This window comes from Actinomyces johnsonii, from assembly GCF_006546835.1.
Classification (GTDB): Bacteria; Actinomycetota; Actinomycetes; order Actinomycetales; family Actinomycetaceae; genus Actinomyces; species Actinomyces johnsonii.
In genome coordinates this window covers 185,999-205,293 of sequence record NZ_VICB01000019.1, presented here as the reverse complement: position 1 = coordinate 205,293, position 19,295 = coordinate 185,999, and the positions used below count along the sequence as shown (strand labels likewise).

The 19,295-nt window shown below is 67.8% G+C and carries 17 protein-coding genes; 6 read left to right on the top strand and 11 right to left on the bottom strand.

What is annotated here, in order from left to right:
• Positions 1 to 112: 112 nt before the first annotated feature.
• The 5 genes from FK256_RS11700 to FK256_RS11680 form a co-directional block, all read right to left on the bottom strand.
• Positions 113 to 931 (bottom strand): class I SAM-dependent methyltransferase, encoded by an 819-nt coding sequence (locus FK256_RS11700; protein WP_141424865.1) that lies wholly within the window; start codon positions 929 to 931, stop codon positions 113 to 115.
• A gap of 90 nt (positions 932 to 1,021) precedes the next feature.
• Positions 1,022 to 1,804 (bottom strand): alpha/beta hydrolase family protein, encoded by a 783-nt coding sequence (locus FK256_RS11695; protein WP_141424864.1) that lies wholly within the window; start codon positions 1,802 to 1,804, stop codon positions 1,022 to 1,024.
• 90 nt (positions 1,805 to 1,894) lie between these two features.
• The gene (locus tag FK256_RS11690) at positions 1,895 to 2,674 is read right to left on the bottom strand and encodes a carboxymuconolactone decarboxylase family protein (RefSeq protein ID WP_141424863.1); all 780 of its coding nucleotides are present in this window, start codon (positions 2,672 to 2,674) and stop codon (positions 1,895 to 1,897) included.
• 108 nt (positions 2,675 to 2,782) lie between these two features.
• Positions 2,783 to 3,559: an SDR family NAD(P)-dependent oxidoreductase gene (locus tag FK256_RS11685; protein WP_021605574.1), complete on the bottom strand. Its 777-nt coding sequence runs from the start codon at positions 3,557 to 3,559 to the stop codon at positions 2,783 to 2,785.
• A 255-nt stretch (positions 3,560 to 3,814) separates the two neighbouring features.
• A complete protein-coding gene (locus FK256_RS11680) occupies positions 3,815 to 6,370 on the bottom strand; it encodes a glycoside hydrolase family 3 protein (RefSeq protein ID WP_141424862.1) in 2,556 nt (851 codons plus the stop codon).
• A gap of 176 nt (positions 6,371 to 6,546) precedes the next feature.
• Here FK256_RS11680 and FK256_RS11675 point away from each other — a divergent pair, with 176 nt between their 5' ends.
• Together FK256_RS11675 and FK256_RS11670 are read left to right on the top strand one after the other, a co-directional pair.
• Positions 6,547 to 7,551, top strand: coding sequence for an alpha/beta hydrolase (locus FK256_RS11675; protein ID WP_141424861.1), 1,005 nt, complete (start codon positions 6,547 to 6,549; stop codon positions 7,549 to 7,551).
• A 134-nt stretch (positions 7,552 to 7,685) separates the two neighbouring features.
• Positions 7,686 to 8,234 carry a Fic family protein gene (locus tag FK256_RS11670; RefSeq protein WP_280525788.1) on the top strand — a complete coding sequence of 183 codons (549 nt, stop codon included), beginning with the start codon at positions 7,686 to 7,688 and terminating at the stop codon, positions 8,232 to 8,234.
• A 48-nt stretch (positions 8,235 to 8,282) separates the two neighbouring features.
• On the opposite strand, the gene FK256_RS11665 is transcribed toward FK256_RS11670, so the two are convergent.
• Positions 8,283 to 8,735: a zinc ribbon domain-containing protein gene (locus FK256_RS11665; RefSeq protein ID WP_170197959.1), complete on the bottom strand. Its 453-nt coding sequence runs from the start codon at positions 8,733 to 8,735 to the stop codon at positions 8,283 to 8,285.
• Positions 8,736 to 9,848: 1,113 nt separating this feature from the next.
• Here FK256_RS11665 and FK256_RS11660 point away from each other — a divergent pair.
• The gene (locus FK256_RS11660) at positions 9,849 to 10,043 is read left to right on the top strand and encodes a DUF4253 domain-containing protein (protein WP_141424859.1); all 195 of its coding nucleotides are present in this window, start codon (positions 9,849 to 9,851) and stop codon (positions 10,041 to 10,043) included.
• A gap of 70 nt (positions 10,044 to 10,113) precedes the next feature.
• On the opposite strand, the gene FK256_RS11655 is transcribed toward FK256_RS11660, so the two are convergent.
• Together FK256_RS11655 and FK256_RS11650 are read right to left on the bottom strand one after the other, a co-directional pair.
• Positions 10,114 to 10,785 (bottom strand): response regulator, encoded by a 672-nt coding sequence (locus FK256_RS11655; RefSeq protein WP_141424858.1) that lies wholly within the window; start codon positions 10,783 to 10,785, stop codon positions 10,114 to 10,116.
• Complete coding sequence (locus FK256_RS11650; protein WP_170197958.1) at positions 10,782 to 11,918, bottom strand: sensor histidine kinase; 1,137 nt, start codon at positions 11,916 to 11,918, stop codon at positions 10,782 to 10,784. The genes FK256_RS11655 and FK256_RS11650 overlap by 4 nt, the downstream gene beginning before the upstream one ends.
• Positions 11,919 to 12,110: 192 nt before the next feature.
• Here FK256_RS11650 and FK256_RS11645 point away from each other — a divergent pair, with 192 nt between their 5' ends.
• Genes FK256_RS11645 through FK256_RS11635 form a run of 3 tightly spaced genes read left to right on the top strand, consistent with a single transcriptional unit; the run spans position 12,111 to position 15,409 of the window.
• The gene (locus FK256_RS11645) at positions 12,111 to 13,094 is read left to right on the top strand and encodes an ABC transporter ATP-binding protein (RefSeq protein WP_021605565.1); all 984 of its coding nucleotides are present in this window, start codon (positions 12,111 to 12,113) and stop codon (positions 13,092 to 13,094) included.
• Position 13,095: 1 nt separating this feature from the next.
• The gene (locus tag FK256_RS11640; RefSeq protein WP_141424856.1) at positions 13,096 to 14,238 is read left to right on the top strand and encodes an ABC transporter permease; all 1,143 of its coding nucleotides are present in this window, start codon (positions 13,096 to 13,098) and stop codon (positions 14,236 to 14,238) included.
• A complete protein-coding gene (locus FK256_RS11635; protein ID WP_244936395.1) occupies positions 14,225 to 15,409 on the top strand; it encodes an ABC transporter permease in 1,185 nt (394 codons plus the stop codon). Before FK256_RS11640 ends, FK256_RS11635 begins: the two co-directional genes overlap by 14 nt.
• A 56-nt stretch (positions 15,410 to 15,465) precedes the next feature.
• Here FK256_RS11635 and FK256_RS11630 read toward each other — a convergent pair whose 3' ends face one another.
• From FK256_RS11630 to FK256_RS14315, 3 genes are all read right to left on the bottom strand, one after another.
• Positions 15,466 to 17,304 carry a DUF885 domain-containing protein gene (locus FK256_RS11630; protein WP_170197957.1) on the bottom strand — a complete coding sequence of 613 codons (1,839 nt, stop codon included), beginning with the start codon at positions 17,302 to 17,304 and terminating at the stop codon, positions 15,466 to 15,468.
• 2 nt (positions 17,305 to 17,306) lie between these two features.
• Positions 17,307 to 18,791 carry an amidohydrolase family protein gene (locus FK256_RS11625; protein ID WP_141424854.1) on the bottom strand — a complete coding sequence of 495 codons (1,485 nt, stop codon included), beginning with the start codon at positions 18,789 to 18,791 and terminating at the stop codon, positions 17,307 to 17,309.
• Between the two features lie 320 nt (positions 18,792 to 19,111).
• Positions 19,112 to 19,255, bottom strand: coding sequence for a hypothetical protein (locus FK256_RS14315; RefSeq protein ID WP_170197956.1), 144 nt, complete (start codon positions 19,253 to 19,255; stop codon positions 19,112 to 19,114).
• Positions 19,256 to 19,295: the final 40 nt, after the last annotated feature.

Sequence of the window (19,295 nt, the reverse complement as noted above, 5' to 3'; positions counted from 1 at the left end):
CAAACACCACCTGACCCCACCGACAGGATTCCTGTCCCCCTACGCGCAGGATGTCCCCGACCGGAGGATTGTGCGCCCCTACGCGAGAGGCGTCCCCGTCAAGAATGCGTCATCAGGCGGCCGGCGCCCGCAGCACCACGATGCGCTCGGAGAGCCCGCCCACCAGAGGCAACCGCACCAGGGGCGCGAGCACGGGGTGGTAGCGCGCAATGGTGCTGGTGAAGGGGACGTCGTGGAGGAGCGTGAATCCGGGGGCGACCGTCCGGTGGAACTCGGCGGCACTGGAGCAGCCGTAGGTGTAGCGCGCCCCCGCGTCCTCGACCGAGCGCTCCCGGCCGTACTTCTGGAACAGGCGGGGCATGACCTCGATGAGAACCGTCGCACCGGGCAGCCGTGCGGCGATGATGTCCATAAGAGAGCGCACCTCGTCCTGCTCGAGGTACATGCTCAGTCCCTCGATGATGACGAGCACATCGCTGCTCGCCTCGCTGTCCTCCAGCTGGTCGGGCCAGGCGGGGTCGAGGGCGGAGGCGGCAATGGTGCGGTGACGCTCGCCGTCCTCGAGCAGTCGGTGCCGCAGCGAGATGACGTCGGGCAGGTCGAGGTCGTACCAGGTGACGTGCCCGTCGTCGAGGCGCTGGAAGCGGGTATCGAGCCCGCAGGCGATGTTGACCACCGTGCAGCCGGGGTGGGTGGCCATGTACCCGGCCACGAGCGGGTCGAGCGTGAGCGTGCGCAGCACGACACCGTCGGCCATGAGCCGGTCCTGTCTGGCCATGGTGAAGTCGTAGTCGAGCCGGGAGACGAGCTCGACGGCGGCGGGGTCCGTGAAGTGCGGGCGGTCGGAGAGCGTGTGCTCCGCCCTGGCGTGGAGGGTCAGCAGCATCGTCTTGCTGACGCTGGTCAGGTCCGCCGTCTCGTATGCGCTCATGCGGTCAATTCTGCGATGCCGGCGATTCGGGCACCAGTGCCATCAGGAAACCGGACACTTCGTCCGAGCCCCGCGGCCCGGCCGCGCAGTTCAGTCCTCCTCCAGGACGCCGTTCCAGGCCAGGAAGCCGGTGGTGCGGCGTATGGCCTCCTCCCAATTGGCGTCGCCGAAGCCGTGGGCGGCGCCGGGGATGGTGACGAGCTCGGCGTCGGGCAGGGTGCGCGCGGCGGCCCGGGAGACCTCGATGGGCACGGAGCGGTCCTGATCCCCGTGGACGATGAGGACCGGACGGCGATAGGAGGCCAGCTCGGCCCCGACCTCCAGGTTCCAGCCGTCGACGGCGTAGGCGCGCCCCAGGCGGGTGCCCGTCCAGTCGAATTCCTCGGGCACGGCCGCCAGAGTGCGGAAGGCGGCGCGCAGGTTCTCCCCCAGTTTCAGCGCCGGGTACCACAGGGCCAGCGCGGTGATCCGCTGGGGGTGGCGGGCGGCCGCGAGCGCCGCGACCGCTCCCCCTAGGCTCAGCCCGAACAGGGCGACTCGGGAGGCATCGACTTCAGGCCACGCGCAGGCGGCGGTGAGGACGGCCTCGAGGTCGGCCAGCTCGGTGAGGGCAGACATCGCGGTGGTCTCTCCCTGGCTGGCGCTGCCGCCGCCCCCGCGGAAGTCGAAGCAGACGGCCACGGCCCCAGCGGCGGCGAAGCGCCGCGCCATGGGGGCGACGCGGGTGTGGGAGCCCTCCATGCCGTGGCAGCAGATGACCAGGGGCGCGGGGACCGACGACGCCGAGCGCGGGAGGTAGGCCAGTCCTCCGATCCTCTGCCCCTGGGCGGTGAAGGTGACCTGCCGTGAGAGGTAGGGCTGCGTCGTCGTCACATGCTCTCCTTGCTGTGCTGGGCCGGCAACAAGAATCCGGCCCGGCGGCCATCGTAGACGGGCCACCAGGCCGGGTGAGGACGCGAGGACTCAGCGGTAGGCCTCCCAGGAGGTGTTCTCGTCGTAGTTGGCCACAAGGACCAGGCCGGACAGCGCGTAGGGGCCGCCGATGTAGGGCATGACCTGGACCAGCGCCGCGGCCACCTTCTGGCGGGAGGAGCCGGCCCTGATGGCCCCGGCCACGTGCGGGCGCAGCTGGGTGAGGGCGCCGATGGCGGCGATGGCCACGAGGCTGACGAGCTCGCGCTGGGCAACGTCGAGCCCACCGCGGGTGGCGAAGTCGCCGAAGGCCGAGGAAGTCAGCAGGTGGGGCACGAACTTGTCGAAGGGCTCGGGCAGGGCGGAGAAGACCTCCCTGACCTCGTTGCCGTACAGCGGGGCCTGAATGGCGGCGCCGGCCTGCTCGCGGGCGCTGGGGTCGGTGGCGTCGACGGTGCCGGCGTTCTCTAGGGGCAGGGAGATACCGTGCGCCTCGAAGACCTCGTTGGCGATGTCGATGGCGTTGAGCGTCTTGGGGAAGCCGATGTAGGGGGCGCACTGGTAGATGGTCTCTCGCAGCTGGAGCGGGGTGGCGCCGATGTTGAGGGCGGCGCCCGCATGGGCCTTGAGCTGCGGGAGGGTCTGCATTGCGGTCAGAACGGAGATGGTGAGCAGCTCGCGCTCGACGTCGGTGAGGACGCCCGTGGAGAAGGCCTCGTCGAAGATCTCGTTCTGGAGGATGTCGAAGAGCTCGGGATCGGTGGGGTGGGGCTGCGGCTCCGCCCCAAACAGCCTGGTGAAGGTCTCGCGTGCCTGGGGCGTCAGCGCCATGGAGGGCTCCTTACGATGTGTGGGCGGCTCGACCTGAGCATGTCACGTCGGCCGCCCTGGCGATAGGTTCTCTACGTCCCGTCGCCGGATTCACAACGGGGCGACCTCTCAGACCAGTGCCATGCCGCCGTCGACGAGGATGAGTTGTCCCTGAACATAACTGGATGCATCAGAGGAGAGGTAGAGGATCGTTCCGTTGAGCTCGTTCTTGTCACCGGGGCGGCCGGCGGGGTTCAGCGCGTTGTAGGCCGTTAGGAACTCCTCACTCTTGAACAGGGTGCTCTCGGTCATTTCGGAGGCGAACAGCCCCGGCCCGATGGCGTTCACGGTAATCCCGTAACGGGCGTAAGAGCAGGCCATTCCCTTAGTGAGTCCCAGGACCGCAGCCTTGGAGGCGTTGTAGGCGTGGCGGATGAACACGTCCTGCTTGTCAGCGATGACGGCGTTGACCGAGGCGATATTGACGATCTTGCCGTATCCGCGTTCACGCATAAGGGGCACGACGTACTTGCTGACGTGGAACATGCCCTTGACGTTGGTGGCGAAGGAACGGTCCCAGTCGGTCTCCGAGAGGGTATCGACACCGCCACGCACGGCAACCCCCGCGTTGTTGAGAAGGATGTCGATGTGCCCATAGGCCTCCACCACCTTCTCGACGGCGTCACGGCAACTCTCCTCGCTGGTGACGTCGCAGCGGACGGCGAGTGCACGGCGCCCAGTCGCCCGGATCTCCTCGCGTAGAGCTTCCAAACGCTCAAGACGCCGGGCGAGCAGGGCAACGTCAGCGCCGTGCTCGGCGTAGGCGCGGGCGGCGTCTGCACCGAGGCCCGAGCTTGCCCCGGCCACGACTGCCACCTTCCCGCTGAGGTCGAACAGATTGGTCATCGTGATTCCTCCTTGTATCCTCCGGCGGGCCTGCCGACGTGGCGCCGTCGGAGCGGACTACGTGGCTGCTATGAACCATGCCGGGGCCGTCGGGGTGCCACAAGGGACCAAGAACCTTCCTGAACCTTCTCACTGACTGAAACGGCGGCACGTCGCAGACCCGGAGGCCGGTCGCTCGAGCGGCAGGTTCTCTCACATCCCGCCAGCGGCTTTCCGCGCGAAGTGAGCACGTACGTCGGCTGCGCCGATTCGCCCCTACTCTTGGCCCAAGAGGCGGCCGGCCTCAATTTCTTCACGTATCCGGCTTCCAGGGTCGGCAAGCCTCCGAACCATGCGGATGACGCGGGCGGCCTGCTTCTCGAGCTCGGCGCGCGTCAGGTCCGCACCGCCGTCATCCGGCTCGGTCCGCCCGGCCGATGGCCGAGCGTCGCTCCCCCGCCTGAGCGCGGCCAGGAGATCGTCTCGGTCCGGTTCGCCTCCGGGCATGAAGAGTTCGTTACCGGCCTTGACGGTGGCTGCTGCTGTGGCGCGCGGGTGCTTCATGTCGCTGCGGGTCATGCCATCGACGACCCAGTCGGTCATGATCAGGCCGTCGAAGCCCCACTCCTGACGCAGGATGACCTCGAGCAGCTCGGCCGACTCCGAGGTGTGAACGCCGTTGATGAGGTTGTAGGAGGTCATGATGGCGGCGGGCCGGGCCTGGCGCACGCAGATCTCGAAGGCGCGCAGGTAGAGGTCGCGCAGGGCGCGCGGACTGACCCGGCTGTTGGAGTTGAGGCGGTTGGTCTCCTGGTTGTTGCAGGCCAGGTGCTTGATGGTCACGCCCCGCCCCGGGTGGGCCTGGACGCCGCGGGTGATGGCGGCGGCGATGCGTCCGGCCAGCAGCGGGTCCTCAGAGAGGTACTCGAAGTTGCGTCCGCACAGGACACAGCGGTGCAGGTTGAAGGCGGGGGCGAGCCAGAGGTGGACGCCGAAGCGCTCCATCTCGGCTCCGACGACGTCTCCGAGCCGCTGGGCAAGTGCCGGGTTCCAGGATTGGGCGAGCGCGGTGCCGATGGGGATGGCGGTGGTGTACTGCTCGCGGATCTCGGCGGGTTCGCGGGGCTCGGGGGCGTCTGCGATGCCGAGGGCCTCGCGTCCGGCGTCGTCCATGAGCTCGAGGAAGGTGGCGGGCAGACTGGAGTCGCCCAGGGAGAAGGGGCCTTCGGCGTCGACGCCGTAGGTGGGGGCCAGGCGCAGGCCGGCGGGCCCGTCGGCCATGATGATGCTGGGCAGGCCGGGGAGCCGGGTAGTGGTCTGGCCCGCCGCTCCGATGACGGTGGTGGAGGCGGCCCCGATGACGGAGCCGGACTCCTCGCCGCGGCGGTAGTCGCCCAGGACGGTATGGATGAGCTCGTCGTCGGAGAGCCCCCGGGCCATGGCGAGCGCCTTGTCGAAACCCTCTGGGGCCGGCCGCGCATCAGGCGCAGCGCCGTCCGGTCGGCGCAGGTGGGCCGGGTCGACGACGAGTACCGGCAGGCCTGCTGGAATGTCGAGGGCTGCCGGAGTCTCGGGTTTCCAGTCGATGAAGCCGGGATCCCCCAGGTCGCCGGCCAGGCGTCGCACGGTTGCGTCCTGGGAGAGGTCGACGACGGCGACGGGACTCAGCTGCCGGCTGGAGGTTCCCACCCGCAGCAGATAACTGCCTGCCTCCAGAACCGTGGCATGGGCCGCCTCGTCGTAGGAGGCCAGGTCGGTCAGGTCGACGTCGATGGTGATATGCGCCGTGGCGCCGGGGGCGATCTCGTCGGTCTTGGTGAAGCCGGCCAGCGCCTGGAGCGGCTGGTCGAGGCGTCCGGCCGGGACACCGGCGTAGACCTGGACGGTCTCCTTGCCCGGGCGCTCACCGATGTTGGTGACATCGACATCGATACTCACGCGCGCCCCGTCGAGGCTCACCTGGCGGGTTTCGACGTCGAAGGTCGTGTAGCCCAAGCCGAATCCGAAGGGGAAGAGCGGTTCCTTGCCGACCGAGTCGTAGAAGCGGTAGCCGACGTAGATGCCCTCGCGGTAGTAGGTGTCATCCGGGTCGCCGAAGTCGCCGATCTGGTCGGCCTCGTCCCCGGCGGCCCAGGTGGTGGCGAGCTTGCCGGAGGGGTATGCCCGGCCCAGGAGGACGTCGGCGAAGGCGTCGCCGATGCAGGCGCCGAGCTGGGAGAGCAGAAGGACGTTGCCGACGTCGCCCAGCGGGCTGAGGTCGACGACGCCACCCACGTTGAGGACGAGGAGGAAGCTCTCGAAGCGCTCGTTCAGGGAGCGGATGTCGCGAATCTCGGAGGCGGTGAGCCTGAGGTCACCGGCCTCGGGGGTACGGTCGCTGCCCTCCCCGGAGGTTCGGGCCAGGACGTAGATGGCCGTCTCCGGGGCGGCGTCGGTCTGGACGTCGAGTGGGATCGTGTGCTCGGGCTCGAGCATGACCGAGCCCATGCCGACCATGATGGCGGGGACGCCGCGCTTTGCGGCCTCGGCCCTGATGCCGGCGATGAAGTCCTCGTGGGCCTGGTTGCGGACGCGGTCGTAGGCCTCCAACCAGGGCCTGGTGACGATGGTGAAGCCGGCCGCCTCCAGACCTTCCTCGATACTGGTGACATGGCGGGAGTTGACGTCACCGCTGCCTGTTCCACCTTTGATGGTGCCGCGGGCGCCGGAGCCGAACAGGGCGATCTCGCCTGGTTCTGCCAGGGGGAAGGCGCCGTTGGAGCGCAGCAGCACCATGCATTCGGGGGTCAGGGCGCGGACGGCGTTGAGGTGATCGATCTCGTAGGTTTCCATATCGACTTCTCTCCTTGTCATGCCGACGGTGACGCCGCATGCAGGCCTCCGCATTGAGCGAAAGGGCTCGGTCTGCCCCATCATCACGGGGTTCTGATGCCTACGATAGGTGAGGCGGGCACCGGATCCGGAGATGTCTTCGGACAGTGTTCTGTGTCCTGCGGAGCGGAGGAATCATGAGGATGTTCAGGGCGGTCAGCAGGAGCAGGATCGCCGTCGGCATGGCCAGCGTCGGTCTGACGGTGGGCGCCTTTAGCCTCTACTCCCGCAAGCGCTATAGGCGCTCGGCCGCGGCGAGCCTGGCGGAGTACAGCACCCGGCCGGTCAAGATGGTGTACGCCCGCATGTCGATCGCCAACCGGATCGCCCGCCTGGCCAGCCGTCCCGAGCCTCGTCGAGCCGTCGCCTTCCCCTCCTGGGGGCGCTTCTTCTACGACCTGGAGCGGCGCGAAGACTCGGGCATGCCCGTCTACTACGTCCGCCCGCATACGCCGTCGAACACGATCGTCATCTACCTCCACGGCGGCGGATACATCTCGACGGCGGTCTCGGCTCATGCCTGGCTGGTCGACCACCTCGCCCGCAGGACGGGGGCCGGTTTCATCATGCCGCTCTATCCGTTGGCACCCCATCACACCTGGCAGGAGGCGCACTGGCTGGTGCTGGACCTCTACCGGCGCGCGGTCGCCGAGAACCCGGGTAAGCGGATCGTCCTCATGGGTGATAGCTCGGGCGGAGGCCTGGCGGCGGTCATCGCCCTGTCCCTGGCCGAGGCCGGCGACGCCCAACCCGACGAACTCGCCCTCATCTCACCCTGGGTCGACATCACCAACACCAACCCGGAGATCGCCGATTACGTCGACGCCGACCCGCTCATGGCTCCCGAGCCCCTCGCCGAGATCGGGCGGTGCTGGGCGGGAGACACGCCGCCGATCGACTGGCACCTCTCCCCCATCTACGGCGACCTGTCGGGCTTGAAGAAGGTGACAACCTTCGTGGGGACCCGGGAGATCTTCCTGCCGGACAATGCGCTCTTCCACGCCAAGCTCCTGGAGGCCGGGGTCGACTCGACGCTGCACGTCGGCGAGGGGCTCAACCACGTCTACCCGATGTTCCCCACTCCTGAGGGGCATCGGGCTCGGCGCGACCTCGTCCGGCTCGTCACCGGGGAGCTCGTCTAGCCCAACCACGCCCCCTATTACCGCCACTGGCGGTAAAGTATGGCGGTAATCGTCGTCACACTGACAATATTGCGGTCTCCCGACAAGCCGAGAGCATCTCAGAGGAGAACAGATGGGCTACGAGCCACCGCTGAATCGCACCGCCGAGATCGACAAGCTCTGCCTTGTTCGGCTGGATGTCGTCAACCGACCTTCACCCTCTGCTGGTGTCCTGCATCTTCCACTACGAGTTCGAGTTCATCCACCCCTTCGCGGACGGCAACGGCCGCACCAGGCGCCTATGGCACACGCTGCTGCTGTCTCACTGGAGATCCCTATTGGCCTGGCTACCGATTGAAAGTGTGATCCGCGGACGCCAGGCCGACTACTACGCAGCGATCGCGAGCTCCAACACGGCAGGGACGAGCGATTCCTTTGTCACCTTCATGCTCACGATTATCAGAGATGCGCTCATCCCCTACGCATCAGACTCTCCGGCCCAGGATCGTCAGGAACGGACACTCTCGTTCTTCAAAGCTGACCCAAGTGCAACAACCATTGCCGATCTGGCAGGCCATTTAGAGTGCGCGCACAGAACAGCGGAACGTATTGTCTCCGACCTGCGCCGCTCGGGGCGTCTGAGAAGAGAGGGAAGCGCTCGAGCAGGAACATGGTGCGTCATAGAAGAAGGTGGCTCTGCTTAGCTCCCGGTCGACAGAGTCACCTGCAGTGCCGTAGCCTCGTCTGCCTCGTCACCGGGGAGCCCACCGCTTGAGAGTCGGTAGGACGACAGCCAGGTAAGAGATGGCCTCGTCCCGAGAAATGCCGATCCCTTCGGCCACATAAGGGGCGTTGTGCTCGATGAAGGCATCGAGCGACTCCTCTCCAGTGAAGGCTCCGTCCGGATAGCACCAGGTGCAATACTCCTCCGACTTTGTGCCGTCGGACTCGGCACCGTAGTCCGTCTCATTGCTCAAGGGGAGAGCGCAGCTCTGACAGCATGGCTCCGGGGGCATCTCCAGAAGCCGTGTGACCGGAACGTCGAGCGCGCCGGCGAGGAGCTTGCACATATCGACACCCGGAGTCGTCACCCCGGTCTCCCACCTCGAGACGGCTTGGCGGGTGACGAGGACTTTGCCCGCCAGGTCGCTCTGAGTCATTCCCTGAGCCTCCCGGGCTGCGCTGATGACCTCTCCGATACTCATGCTGGTCCCTTTCTCTTCCGCAGCCCTCTGCATGGCCACGCTCATCAGGTAACCACGGCCCGACCGCGGCGTCGAGCAACACGTTGTTGCGCCATGAGAACCGGCCTTACTACGCCGTCAGCCCGGCAGTCGGCACTGTTCTGATAGCCCATGTGGCGCCCCGCCAGTCCGGCAATTTGGTGCCGTCGATCCAGCATATGGCGTTTATCGACCAGTCGATCACATACTCGCACACTCCATGGACCGCACATCGCCGACGGTGCACCATCGGTCCTGGCGGTGTGATGCCTCAGGACATCGAGGGAATCGGCCTGTTGGTGTCCAGATCTGTGACAAAGGACCTCCAGCTCCCAGACCGCATCATGGAAAACCTTGGAATCATGCGGTTGCGCTCCGTCTGGATGACAACGATCTGACCCTTTGTCACAGATCTGGACACCCCAGCCCCTCTTCTGGCCCTTGTAGTGCTCGATCAGCGGGTCGCTTCTGGTCGGGGCCTGTTCAGGTCGGCTACTGCACGAGGGTGGGGAGGTACTGACCAAGGGTTATCAGTACTGCACGCAACTTGGACCCTTGTGGAGTACACCCACCTGTCGGCCAGTAGCACTCCACCCTTGTGCAGTAGGGCCAGCCCCTGGCCAATGGCACCCGAACCTCTTGGAGTAAAGACCCGGACGGGGTCAGAGACGCCCCAAGAAGTCCCTCCACTGCAACGGGCATGCAACGTCGTCGGCCACCGCCTCCGAGAGCCAATAAGCGCCGTGCCGACCCGGGCTTGCCTCTGTACCGGCGCAGGGTGGCCAGGTGTGAGCACCGAGAACTGCGCTTTCCACCAAGAACGTACTTCTCCCACAAACAACTGGGACCCGCCCGCAGTCGTTTGCAGGAGAACGCAGTTCCCGATCAACAAGTACGTTCCCGATCATGGTTCGCTCAGTGCGACGGATCCGGACACACGCCCTACCACCACGCTCCGTCCGACCACCTACTGACACAGCCTCGAAGTGAAGTAGTGGACGCCTGCACGATGATGTGGCGCATTATCGCCGGCAGCGGAATAGGCGCTCTGACGAGCGCGGCGTGCGCCAACTCCAGCCCGCCTAACATCGTCCCATGGCACCGCACACGCGATTGCGTTTGATGTTCCAGATGCCACCGCAAGGCCTGCACCGTCCCGAAGTCATGAGCCTTCTCGCGGAGGTCTACAGGGCCTGCCCCGACTCCTATGAGCAAGGTGGCTTCCCCAAAGTTGACTCCTTCGTCCGAGCCGTGGATTCCAGTCCAATCCTCGACCTGTGGTGGGACTGAGGCAGACCCGCCAGGCCGGTGAGTCATCCCCATTCCAGCAGTTCACGTGGTGTCCGGCTGTCTGCTGCCTCTAGCCGACCTGTGCGGAGCGGTAGTACATGACTGCAACCTGGGTGCGGTTGCGCAGGCCGAGCTTGGCCAGGATCGCGCTGATGTGGTTGCGCACCGTGCCCTCGCTCATGAACAGCCGAGCCGCAGCCTCGGCGTTATCCAGTCCCTCAGCCACCGCCTCGACCACTTCGTACTCGCGGTCGGTCAGGGCCGCGAAAGCCGTGCTCCGCGGGTCCTGATGCTCCCGGCCCCGGTCCGTCCCACTCGCCTGCGGCCGGGCGCTGAGCCCTATGGTGGCGCTGCGCTCGAGCACCTCCCCCTCCAGGACGCACACCCCGGCCATGACGGACCGCAGCGCCGGGGCGACCTGGGCGACGTCCTGCTTGATGAGGTAGCCGCGCGAGCCCATCTTGAGGGCCCGCACGATGTACTCGTCGTCGGAGAAGGTGGTCAGGAAGACGATGCGCGCTCCTGCGTCCTCGGCCAGGATGCGCTCGGCCGCGCTGAGTCCGTCCCCGCCGGGCATCTGGATGTCCATGAGAAGGATGTCCGGGGCCAGCTCCCGGTAACGCTCGATGGCCTCGGGACCCGAGCTGCCCAGGCCAACGACGTCAACGTCGTCCTCGACCGACAGGATCGTGGACAAGGATTGGGCGACGAGCGCGTCGTCGTCGACGATGAGGACTCTCATAATGCTCCTTCTTTCCCCTGTCCGTTCTTGGGAATCGTGGCGAAGACCGTGAACCGCGGTCGCGGGGTGATCCGCACCCGGCCGCCCAGGGCCTCGACCCGCTCAGTCATGGAGCGCAGCCCCAGACCCGCGCTCCCATGGCCGTCCACGACCGGCTCGTCCTTGACAGGTACGACGCCGTCATTGTCGACCGTGACCTGCCAGAACGCAGGGTAGTCGGTGACAGCCACGCGGGCCGAGTGGGCCCTACCGTGGCGGGCGGCGTTGGTCAGGGCCTCGCGCACAACGGCGACGATGCAGCGCGCCACCGCCGCCGGGGGTTCGACGTCGGTCGAGCAGTCGACGCTCACGGAGTCGATGCCGCAGCGCGAACCCAGGAGGTTGAGGGAGGTGGCCAGTTCCTCGCCCTCATCGGACAGGGCGTGGACGGAGCGGCGCATGGAGTCCAGAGCCTCGTCGAGGCCCGTATCCAGGGTGGCGAGGTCGGAGACGACGCCCGGCTCGTCCCGGTGGACGACCTGGAGGGCCTTGACCTGCAGCAGGAGGCGGGTGAGAAGGTGGCCGACGCCGTCGTGGATCTCGCGGGCGATCCTGGTGCGCTCGGCCAGGGCGGCGGCGCGCAGCTCGTAGTCCTGGGCCCGGAGCAGCCGGGCGTTGGTGTCCTGCAGGGTGAGGACCTTCTCGCGCAGGTCGTCTCGCACCACATGCAGGCTCATCCGCACCGCCTCCTCCTGGGTGGTGCGCAGCGCAAGGAGGACCGTGAGCGCGCAGATCGCCAGGGAGAGAGCCAGTACCGGTGTCCTCGGCACTTGTCTGGCCACGACGACCACGAACGGAAAGCCACTGATCGCAGCCGCCACCCGCTCCTGACGATTCCCGGACGCGGCGAAGCGGCCCAGATCGTAGGCGGCCAGCGGAGCCCCGACCACGGATGCCGTCGCGAGGGTTCCGAGCAGGAGGTAGGCGACGGGCATCACGATCGCCCAGCGGCTCCGGTCGGCAAACGTGCCCATCCCGCTGACAGCCACGGCACCGAGCAGCCAGACCATGACGACCGCGTCCGTCTCCATGGTGAGCAGGGCCAGCAGGACACAGCCGCACAGCAGCACGCCCTTGTCCACCAGTACCTTCACGCCTCGATTATCGACGATCGCCGGCGCTTTCAAGCCCGTCAGACCGATCTGGCGACCCTGTTGACGAATCTCATGACAGAAGTCATGGCTGCCCGCCCAGGTCATGACGGCAGGCACTTCTGACCGCCACCGCCCCCGCAGGAACATGGGAGTCATGAGCCGGGGAACACCGGCGGGAAGAAAGGAACCGAGATGGAAGTCAAAGACGGGACCAGGGATACCGGCCCGGCTGTGGAAGTCGGCTCCCTGATCAAGCGCTACGGGGAGCTGGTCGCGGTCGACGGCCTGTCCTTGAAAATCCCGCGCGGTCAGGTGCTGGGACTGCTGGGCCCCAACGGCTCGGGCAAGACGACGACGATCAGCTGCATCCTTCAGCTACTCACTTACGACAAGGGCTCTATCCGCGTCTTCGGCGAGCCGATGACGCCCACTGCCTACGGGCTCAAGCGCCGTATCGGCGTGGTGCCTCAGGAAGTGGCCGTCTTCGACGAGCTCACGGTGGCAGAGAACGTCGACGCTTTCTGCGCCCTCTACGTGCGCGACCGCGCCGAGCGGCGCCGCCTGGTTGCCGAGGCGATCGCCTTCGTCGGCCTGGAGAAGTTCGTGAAGTTCAAGCCCAAGAAACTCTCGGGGGGCCTGCTGCGCCGTCTCAACATCGCCTGCGGCATCGCCCACGGCCCCGACCTCATCATCCTGGACGAGCCCACGGTCGCCGTCGACCCGCAGAGCCGCAACGCGATCCTCGACGGCATCAAGCGTCTCAACGAGCGCGGCGCCACCATCCTCTACACGAGCCACTACATGGAGGAGGTGGAGCAGCTGTGCGACCGGATCGTCATCATGGACCGCGGCCAGCAGGTGGCTTCCGGAACCTCCGACGAGCTCAAGGCCATGATCGGCACCGGTGAGCGCATCCGGGTGGAGATCGTCGATCCCGTTCCCCCGGGCGAGGAGACTCTGGAGGGGCTGCGCCGCCTGGAGCACGTGCGCACCGCGACCTGCGAGAACGGCGAGGTGTTCATCGAGTGCTCCCCCGGGGCGCACAACCTCTCCGACATCATGAGGGCGCTGAATGCGGCGGGAGCGACCTGCGGCCGAGTAACCTCCGAGCCCCCGACCCTCAACGACGTCTTCCTGGAGATCACCGGGCGGGCCCTGCGCGACGAGGCGGCCTGACATGCTGACCGTCTTCTCCTACCAGGTGCTCAGGCTCCTGCGCGATCGTGTCCTGCTCGTGTGGACGCTCGGCTTCCCGATCGTCATGTCCCTCATGTTCATGGCGATGTTCGCCAACCTGGACAAGGACTTCGAGGCCACCCCCATCAGCTTCGGCGTCGTCCAGGACGAGGCCTACCGGGCGGCTCCCGGCCTGGACGCCGTCGTGGAACGGATCTCCGCCGACGACGCCGATCCCCGCCTCATCACCAAGGTCACCCACTCCGCCGCTTCCGAGGCCCAGGCCGCCGCAAAACGGGGAGAGACCAACGGCTACCTCGCCGTCGAGGACGGCGATCCCGTGCTGCACGTGAACCAGAAGGGCAATGAGGCCGAGACGACTCGGGTGCTCCGGGTGGTCATGGACTCCTACACCCAGAGGCGGGCCGAGTACGAGACCTTGATCAAGGCGGGGACGGCGCCCGAGCGGCTGGCCGCTCTTGAGACCGACCAGTCCTTCACCCGTTCACTCTCGGTGACACCGTCTCCCGTCAAGCCCGCGACCCGCTACTACTTCGCGCTGCTGGCCTTCGCCAGTGGCATGGGCATGACCGTCACCATGACCGCGGTGCAGAGCATCATGGCCACCTCTCCTCTGGGAGCCCGCCGAACCCTGGCGAGCCTGCCGCGATGGAAGGTCCTCACCTCCACGCTCGCAGCCTCCTGGGTGTGCGTCCTTACCTGCCTGCTCATCGCCTTCGCCTTCATCGCCACGGTGGTGGGTGTGGACTTCGGGCCTCATGTGCTCCTGTGCCTGGTAGCGGTCGGGATGGCCAGCCTCATGTCGAGCGCTGCGGGCGCCGCACTGGGCACCTTCGGCAAGATGGGGATCGGGATGGTCTCCGCGATCAGCTGCCTCCTGTCGCTGTTCACCGGCTTCTACGGACCCTCAACTCAGTCCCTGGCTAACGCCGTCGAACTCCATGCCCCACTGTTGGTGCAGACCAATCCCCTGTGGCAAGCCGCCCATTGCCTCTACGGGTTGCTCTACTACGACTCCCTGGCCCCCTTCGCCCGCAGCTGCGCGGCCCTGCTGGCCATGACCTGCCTGTTCCTCACCATTGCCCTGATCCGTGCCAGGAGGATGAACCATGAGCACCTTTAAGACATCGTTGAAGATCATGGCGGCCCATCGGAGCTACGTCCTGGTCTACCTGGTGGCACTGTCCCTGCTCGGTCTGAATGTGGGAGCCGCCCGGACCGAGGACGCATCCAGCCAGGTCAAGGAAGCCACAACAAGCGTGGCCGTCATCGACCGCGACGGCTCCACGATCTCCCGGGGGGTCAAGGACTACGTCGAGTCCGCCGGCAAGGCTCAGCCGCTGGAGGACTCCAGACAGGCCATTCAAAACGCCACCGCGCAGAACCGGATCAGCTACATCCTCATCATTCCGGCCGGATACGGCAAACAGTTCCAGCAGGCGGCTCGTGAGGGGGCTGAGCCACCTCGAATGGACACAGTCATCGGGTACGAGTCGGCATCCGGCGCACTCATGAACGTGCGCACCGACTCCTACGCGGGGCAGGTCGCCGACTACCTGTCGACGCTCACCGATGACCCGGCCCATGCCGTCGCCCTGGCCAGGGAAACGATGAACCATTCCGCCCCCGCCGAGCGGATCGCCCAGGACGCGAAGCCCCTGCCGCATGGCTTCGTCGTCTACGCCATGTTCTCCATCTACCCGATCACGGCCTTCGCGATCGTGACGATTTCAACGCTCATGATGGCGTTGGGACGCCGGTCAGTCCGTTCCCGCCTCACCGCGGCACCGGTGAGCAGCAGATCCCGCAGCCTCGGGGCCGTAGGGGCTTGCCTCGTCATCGGTTTGGTCGGGTGGCTGTGGATCTTTGGGCTGGGGGTCACGGCCCTCGGGGCCAGTGCCGTGACGACATCGGCCCCGCTACTGGCGATCGTCGGTGCGGCCCTGGGCGCCTTCATGCTCTTTGCAGTCTCGCTCGGTTTCCTCCTGGGTCAGATCAGCCCGAGCCAGAACGTGGCCAGCGCGGTCGCCAATATCGGTGGCTTGGCCATGTCCTTCCTATCGGGGGCGTGGGTGCCCACCGAGTGGCTACCCGACGCCGTCGTCCAAGCCGCCAAGTTCACCCCCGGATACTGGGCGGCCCAGGCGATCTCAGGGGCGTACACCGCCACCTCGATGTCCGCCGACGTCATTCGCCCTCTGCTCGTGGACTGCGGGATCTGCGCCCTGTTCGCCGTCGCGATCCTCTCGGTGGCCATGGCCGTGGGCCGCACCCGTGCGCGGTCGTCACTATAGGATACGGAGGACGTCGCTGTGGGCCAGCTGGTCTTCCAGCTGGCCCACAGCGATGTTCAGCCCAGCTCGCGGATCAGGAGGTCCAGGCCCACGCTCCCCAAGCCGATGCCGCGGTTGTGGAAGGCCCGCAGGTCGAGCTTCTTCCGCACCTCCTCGGCCCGGTGCTGCGCCCGCTCGCGGCCCGCCAACCAGACCCGCTCGCCGAGCATGTATGCCAGCCCCTGGGCGGGCCAGCCCAGCTGCTTGTCCACCTCGAACTGGAGAAACCCCTCGCCCAGGACCGTGTGTGCGCGCAGCGCCGCCTCCACCGTGGGCCGGTCCCACTGCGTGCCGCCGCCGGCACCAGGCAGAGCGGCGATCTCGGCGGGCACCGGCAACCAGGAGTGCACACCGAGGTCCACCAGGACCCTCACGATCCGCCAGCGCCGCGCCGCCAGCCACCCGAAGCGGTCGGCGGGTTTACTCAGCAACCCGGTCTCGATCGCGAGCCTCTCGGCGTACAGGGCCCAGCCCTCGTTACAGCCAGGGACCTTCCCCAGGTACCGCTGCCAGAGAGTCAGTGAGGGATCAAGGCTCTGCGCGCCGGAGTGAGTGTGGTGGCCGGGGACGGACTCGTGCAGCACCGTGGTGCGCTCCGCCCAGGGCCAGACCGTCTCATCGCCGACGGCGAAGGAGCGCAATACCCTCCCGGACAGACTCCGGCTGGGCTCGGGCTCCTCATAGTGGACGCCGCCGCCCGGGGTGTCGAGCAGCACCGTTGGTCGGCCCAGGCCGTCAGGGACGTCGAGCAGGCGGCCGACGACGGCGTCCCAGGCCTCATCGGCCACGCCCTGCGCCCAGCGGGGGAAGTCCTCGGGGCTCATTCCGGTGGAGGGGTCGGCGCGCAGGTGCGCATCAAGGTCGCCGGCCCGCGATCCCGTCCCGAGGACCTCGGCGGCCAAAGCGTCCTGGGCGGCGACGACGTCGACCAGCTCCTGGCGCGCCCACTGGTAGACCTCGGCGGTATCGATGGAGGTCCCGAGCATACGGCGCACCCAGCAGGCGTGGCGGCTCGGCCCTACGCCCTCGCGGACCGGGGTCAGCGGGGCCAGCTCGCCGCGCAGGTAGCGACCGAGGTCGGATACCGCCTGGGCGGCGTCGTTCGCGGCGACCTGGAGGTCCCGACCGAGGGCGCCGCCCGGCGCAGCATGGCCGCCGCCGCTCAGGTCGCCGCGGGCTTGGGAGGCCAGGATGCGCGCCAGGTCGTCGGTCTGCCGGGCGACGGCCTCGACCTGTCCGCGAGGAGGCAGAACGCCTTGGGCCGCACTGACCGCCAGGGAGTCGCGGATTCCCGTCAGGGCCCGGGGTGCGGCACGGTACCGGTCGACCAGGTCCGCCCAGTCCTGTACGGAGGAGGTGGAACCAGGCAGGTCAGTGGGCAGGGTGATGAGGCGTCGGCGCACGCCCTGGAAGGGTGAGGTGAGGATGTTGAGCTCAGCGCCCTGGTCCGCCGATTCGATGAGGTCGATGGAGGTCCCCAGACGCTCGAGCAGATGGGCGCGCAGGACGCGTACTGCCAAGGGTGCCCTACCCCAAGGATCGCCGTCGCCGGGCGTGCTGTCTCGAGCGTCGTCGTCCTTCGCCCCGTGGTTACCGGTCAGGGACCGGGGCGTTTCGACGGCGCGGACGAGCTGATGCAGCCTGCGCTCGACCCTGTTTCTCTCCGCCAGGGCCTCAGGGCCGACGTCGGGCAGAAGCGTTCGGCTCGGCAGACCGGTGGCCTCGGCCGCCGCCGGGTCCTGTGAGGCCAGGAGTCGGGCGTAGTCCTCGGCCAGGTCGGTCAGCCGGGCGCGAGCCGGCCCCCAGGAGTCTTTCCAACTGTCTCTCCGCCTGTCCCCCGGTGCTTGATCCTGCACGCTCAGACCTCCGGGTGGCGGGCTGCCCGGGCGCTGCGCTCTCGCCACTCGGCCAGGGTCGCCGACGGACCGACTGCCTCGGTGGGAGCCTGGGAGGCGGCCAGGCCCTCGACCCGATCGGGGCGGAACTCGCGGCCGCGAGCCACCACGAGGCGCAGGTCGTGCAGGGCGGCCAGGTCCTGGCTCGGGTCCCCGGCGACCGCGATGAGGTCCGCCTCGAAGCCGGGGGCGAGCACCCCGGTGACGCCGGCGCGTCCGATCGCGGCGGCGGCCCTGGAGGTGGCGGCCAGCAGGACCTCGGTACGGGGTAGGCCCACGGACTCCAGGGCCTGGAGGCCACCGACGTAGGCGCGCTGCGGGGAGGCGGGGATGCCAGCGTCGTGGCCGGCGACGATTCTCACCCCGTGCTCCCACAGCTGGCGGGCGGGTGGGGCGAAGGTCGGGTCGGCCGCGATGATGCCGGGCAGGTCGGCCACGATCGTGCAGTCGACGTACACGCCGGCGCGCGCCATCTCGTCGGCCAGGTGGGGGTCGAACTCGCTGCGCCCGGCCGCCGAGACGAAGGAGGCGTGGGCGATGTAGTCGACCCCGGCGCGCACGGCCCGCTCGATGCCCTGGGTGCCGTGGGCATGGGCAGCCGTCCACCTCCCCAGGCGGTGGGCCTCGTCGAAGAGGACCCGCAGCTCCTCAGAGGTGAACTGGGCGAACCAGGGAGCAGAACCATCGGTCATGAAGCCACCGGTGGCCATCGCCTTGATCGTGTCAGCGCCCATGAGGTGGTGGTGGCGGACCTGGTGGCGGATCTCGTCCAGGGAGTCCGCGGCGCCTCCGGCGTGGTGGGCGTGCCCGCCGGTCGTGGTGATCTGCGGCCCGGAGGCGATGATCCGGGGCCCGCGCAAGTCTCCGGCGTCGACGGCGTCGCGCAGGGCGACGTCAACGTAGTGGCGCGCCCCGAGGGACTGGACGCTGGTGACGCCCTCGCTGAGCAGCTCGCGAGCGGCGCGGGCGGCGTTAAGGGTGAGGCGGGCAACTTCATGAGGCCCGTAGTCGGGGTACTCGACGTCGGTGCCGGAGGTGGGCAGGTGGTCGTGGGTCTCGATGAGCCCAGGCATGAGGGTAGTGCCGGGCAGGTCCACGCGTACGACGTCATTGGGGTCGACGTCGGGAAGAAGCTCGGTCAGGCACCCTTCGAGCTCGACGGTCGTTCCGACGGCCAGGATGTCCCGTCCCCGCAGGAGGACGGCACCACCCTGGCCGGCCGTACGCGCCTGGGCGACCTCGGCCTCGCTCGGACTACTGGTCCGGATTCCGATCGTCTCAAGGCTGCCCTCCACCTGGCCGCGCCGACCGGTGAGGAGGCGGTCGGCACTCACCAGTGCGGCCGAGCGTCCGTCGAGACGCTCACCGCCGTCGGTAGGCGGAGTGGTCCAGTGGACGGCCTCCGCCTCGGAGTCGGTGGTGGTGGGCTCAGTGGGGTGATCGGTCATGGTTGATCCTCGGTCTGCAGTCGGCGTCAGGCTGGAGAGCGCAGTCGGGCCGGTCGCTCCGGCGGTTCCGGCAGGGGCTGGTCCAGCGTCTATCTGCAGATACTGTCGCAGATCCTTCCCCACCTTCTTCCGGGACGACCGGCCCCGATATCCTCACAGCCCGGTCAGGTTGCCGGCGCGGCGGGCCTCGGTCCAGCCGCGCAACTGCTCCCAACTGCCGGCGCCGCCGGGACATGAGAAGAAGGGGCGATCCTCCCAGGTGCTCACGATTGGCTGGGGCGTTCCAGCGCTCGGTGGGGTTGCCGTCGACCGGTTTGCCATCACCCGGCTCGCCGAAGGCGCTGCGCCAGGTGCAGGCCGATGAAGGTGATGGTGACGGCGACCCAGACGACGAAGATGCCCTGGATGAGGTGGGTGAGGGCGAATCGTGCGGTGGCGCGGTGCCTGGCGGCGCGCCACCGCACGGGCCTCGTCGGAGTCGCGGGTGGTGGTGGGCGCGGTGGG

Excerpts from the sequence above, each read along its gene's own strand:
- FK256_RS11700 (WP_141424865.1), bottom strand. The coding sequence starts at position 931 with ATGAGCGCATACGAGACGGCGGACCTGACCAGCGTCAGCAAGACGATG.
- FK256_RS11690 (WP_141424863.1), bottom strand. The coding sequence starts at position 2,674 with ATGGCGCTGACGCCCCAGGCACGCGAGACCTTCACCAGGCTGTTTGGG.
- FK256_RS11685 (WP_021605574.1), bottom strand. The coding sequence starts at position 3,559 with ATGACCAATCTGTTCGACCTCAGCGGGAAGGTGGCAGTCGTGGCCGGG.
- FK256_RS11680 (WP_141424862.1), bottom strand. The coding sequence starts at position 6,370 with ATGGAAACCTACGAGATCGATCACCTCAACGCCGTCCGCGCCCTGACC.
- FK256_RS11675 (WP_141424861.1), top strand. The coding sequence starts at position 6,547 with ATGAGGATGTTCAGGGCGGTCAGCAGGAGCAGGATCGCCGTCGGCATG.
- FK256_RS11665 (WP_170197959.1), bottom strand. The coding sequence starts at position 8,735 with ATGAGTATCGGAGAGGTCATCAGCGCAGCCCGGGAGGCTCAGGGAATG.
- FK256_RS11660 (WP_141424859.1), top strand. The coding sequence starts at position 9,849 with ATGGCACCGCACACGCGATTGCGTTTGATGTTCCAGATGCCACCGCAA.
- FK256_RS11655 (WP_141424858.1), bottom strand. The coding sequence starts at position 10,785 with ATGAGAGTCCTCATCGTCGACGACGACGCGCTCGTCGCCCAATCCTTG.
- FK256_RS11645 (WP_021605565.1), top strand. The coding sequence starts at position 12,111 with ATGGAAGTCAAAGACGGGACCAGGGATACCGGCCCGGCTGTGGAAGTC.
- FK256_RS11640 (WP_141424856.1), top strand. The coding sequence starts at position 13,096 with ATGCTGACCGTCTTCTCCTACCAGGTGCTCAGGCTCCTGCGCGATCGT.
- FK256_RS11635 (WP_244936395.1), top strand. The coding sequence starts at position 14,225 with ATGAGCACCTTTAAGACATCGTTGAAGATCATGGCGGCCCATCGGAGC.
- FK256_RS11625 (WP_141424854.1), bottom strand. The coding sequence starts at position 18,791 with ATGACCGATCACCCCACTGAGCCCACCACCACCGACTCCGAGGCGGAG.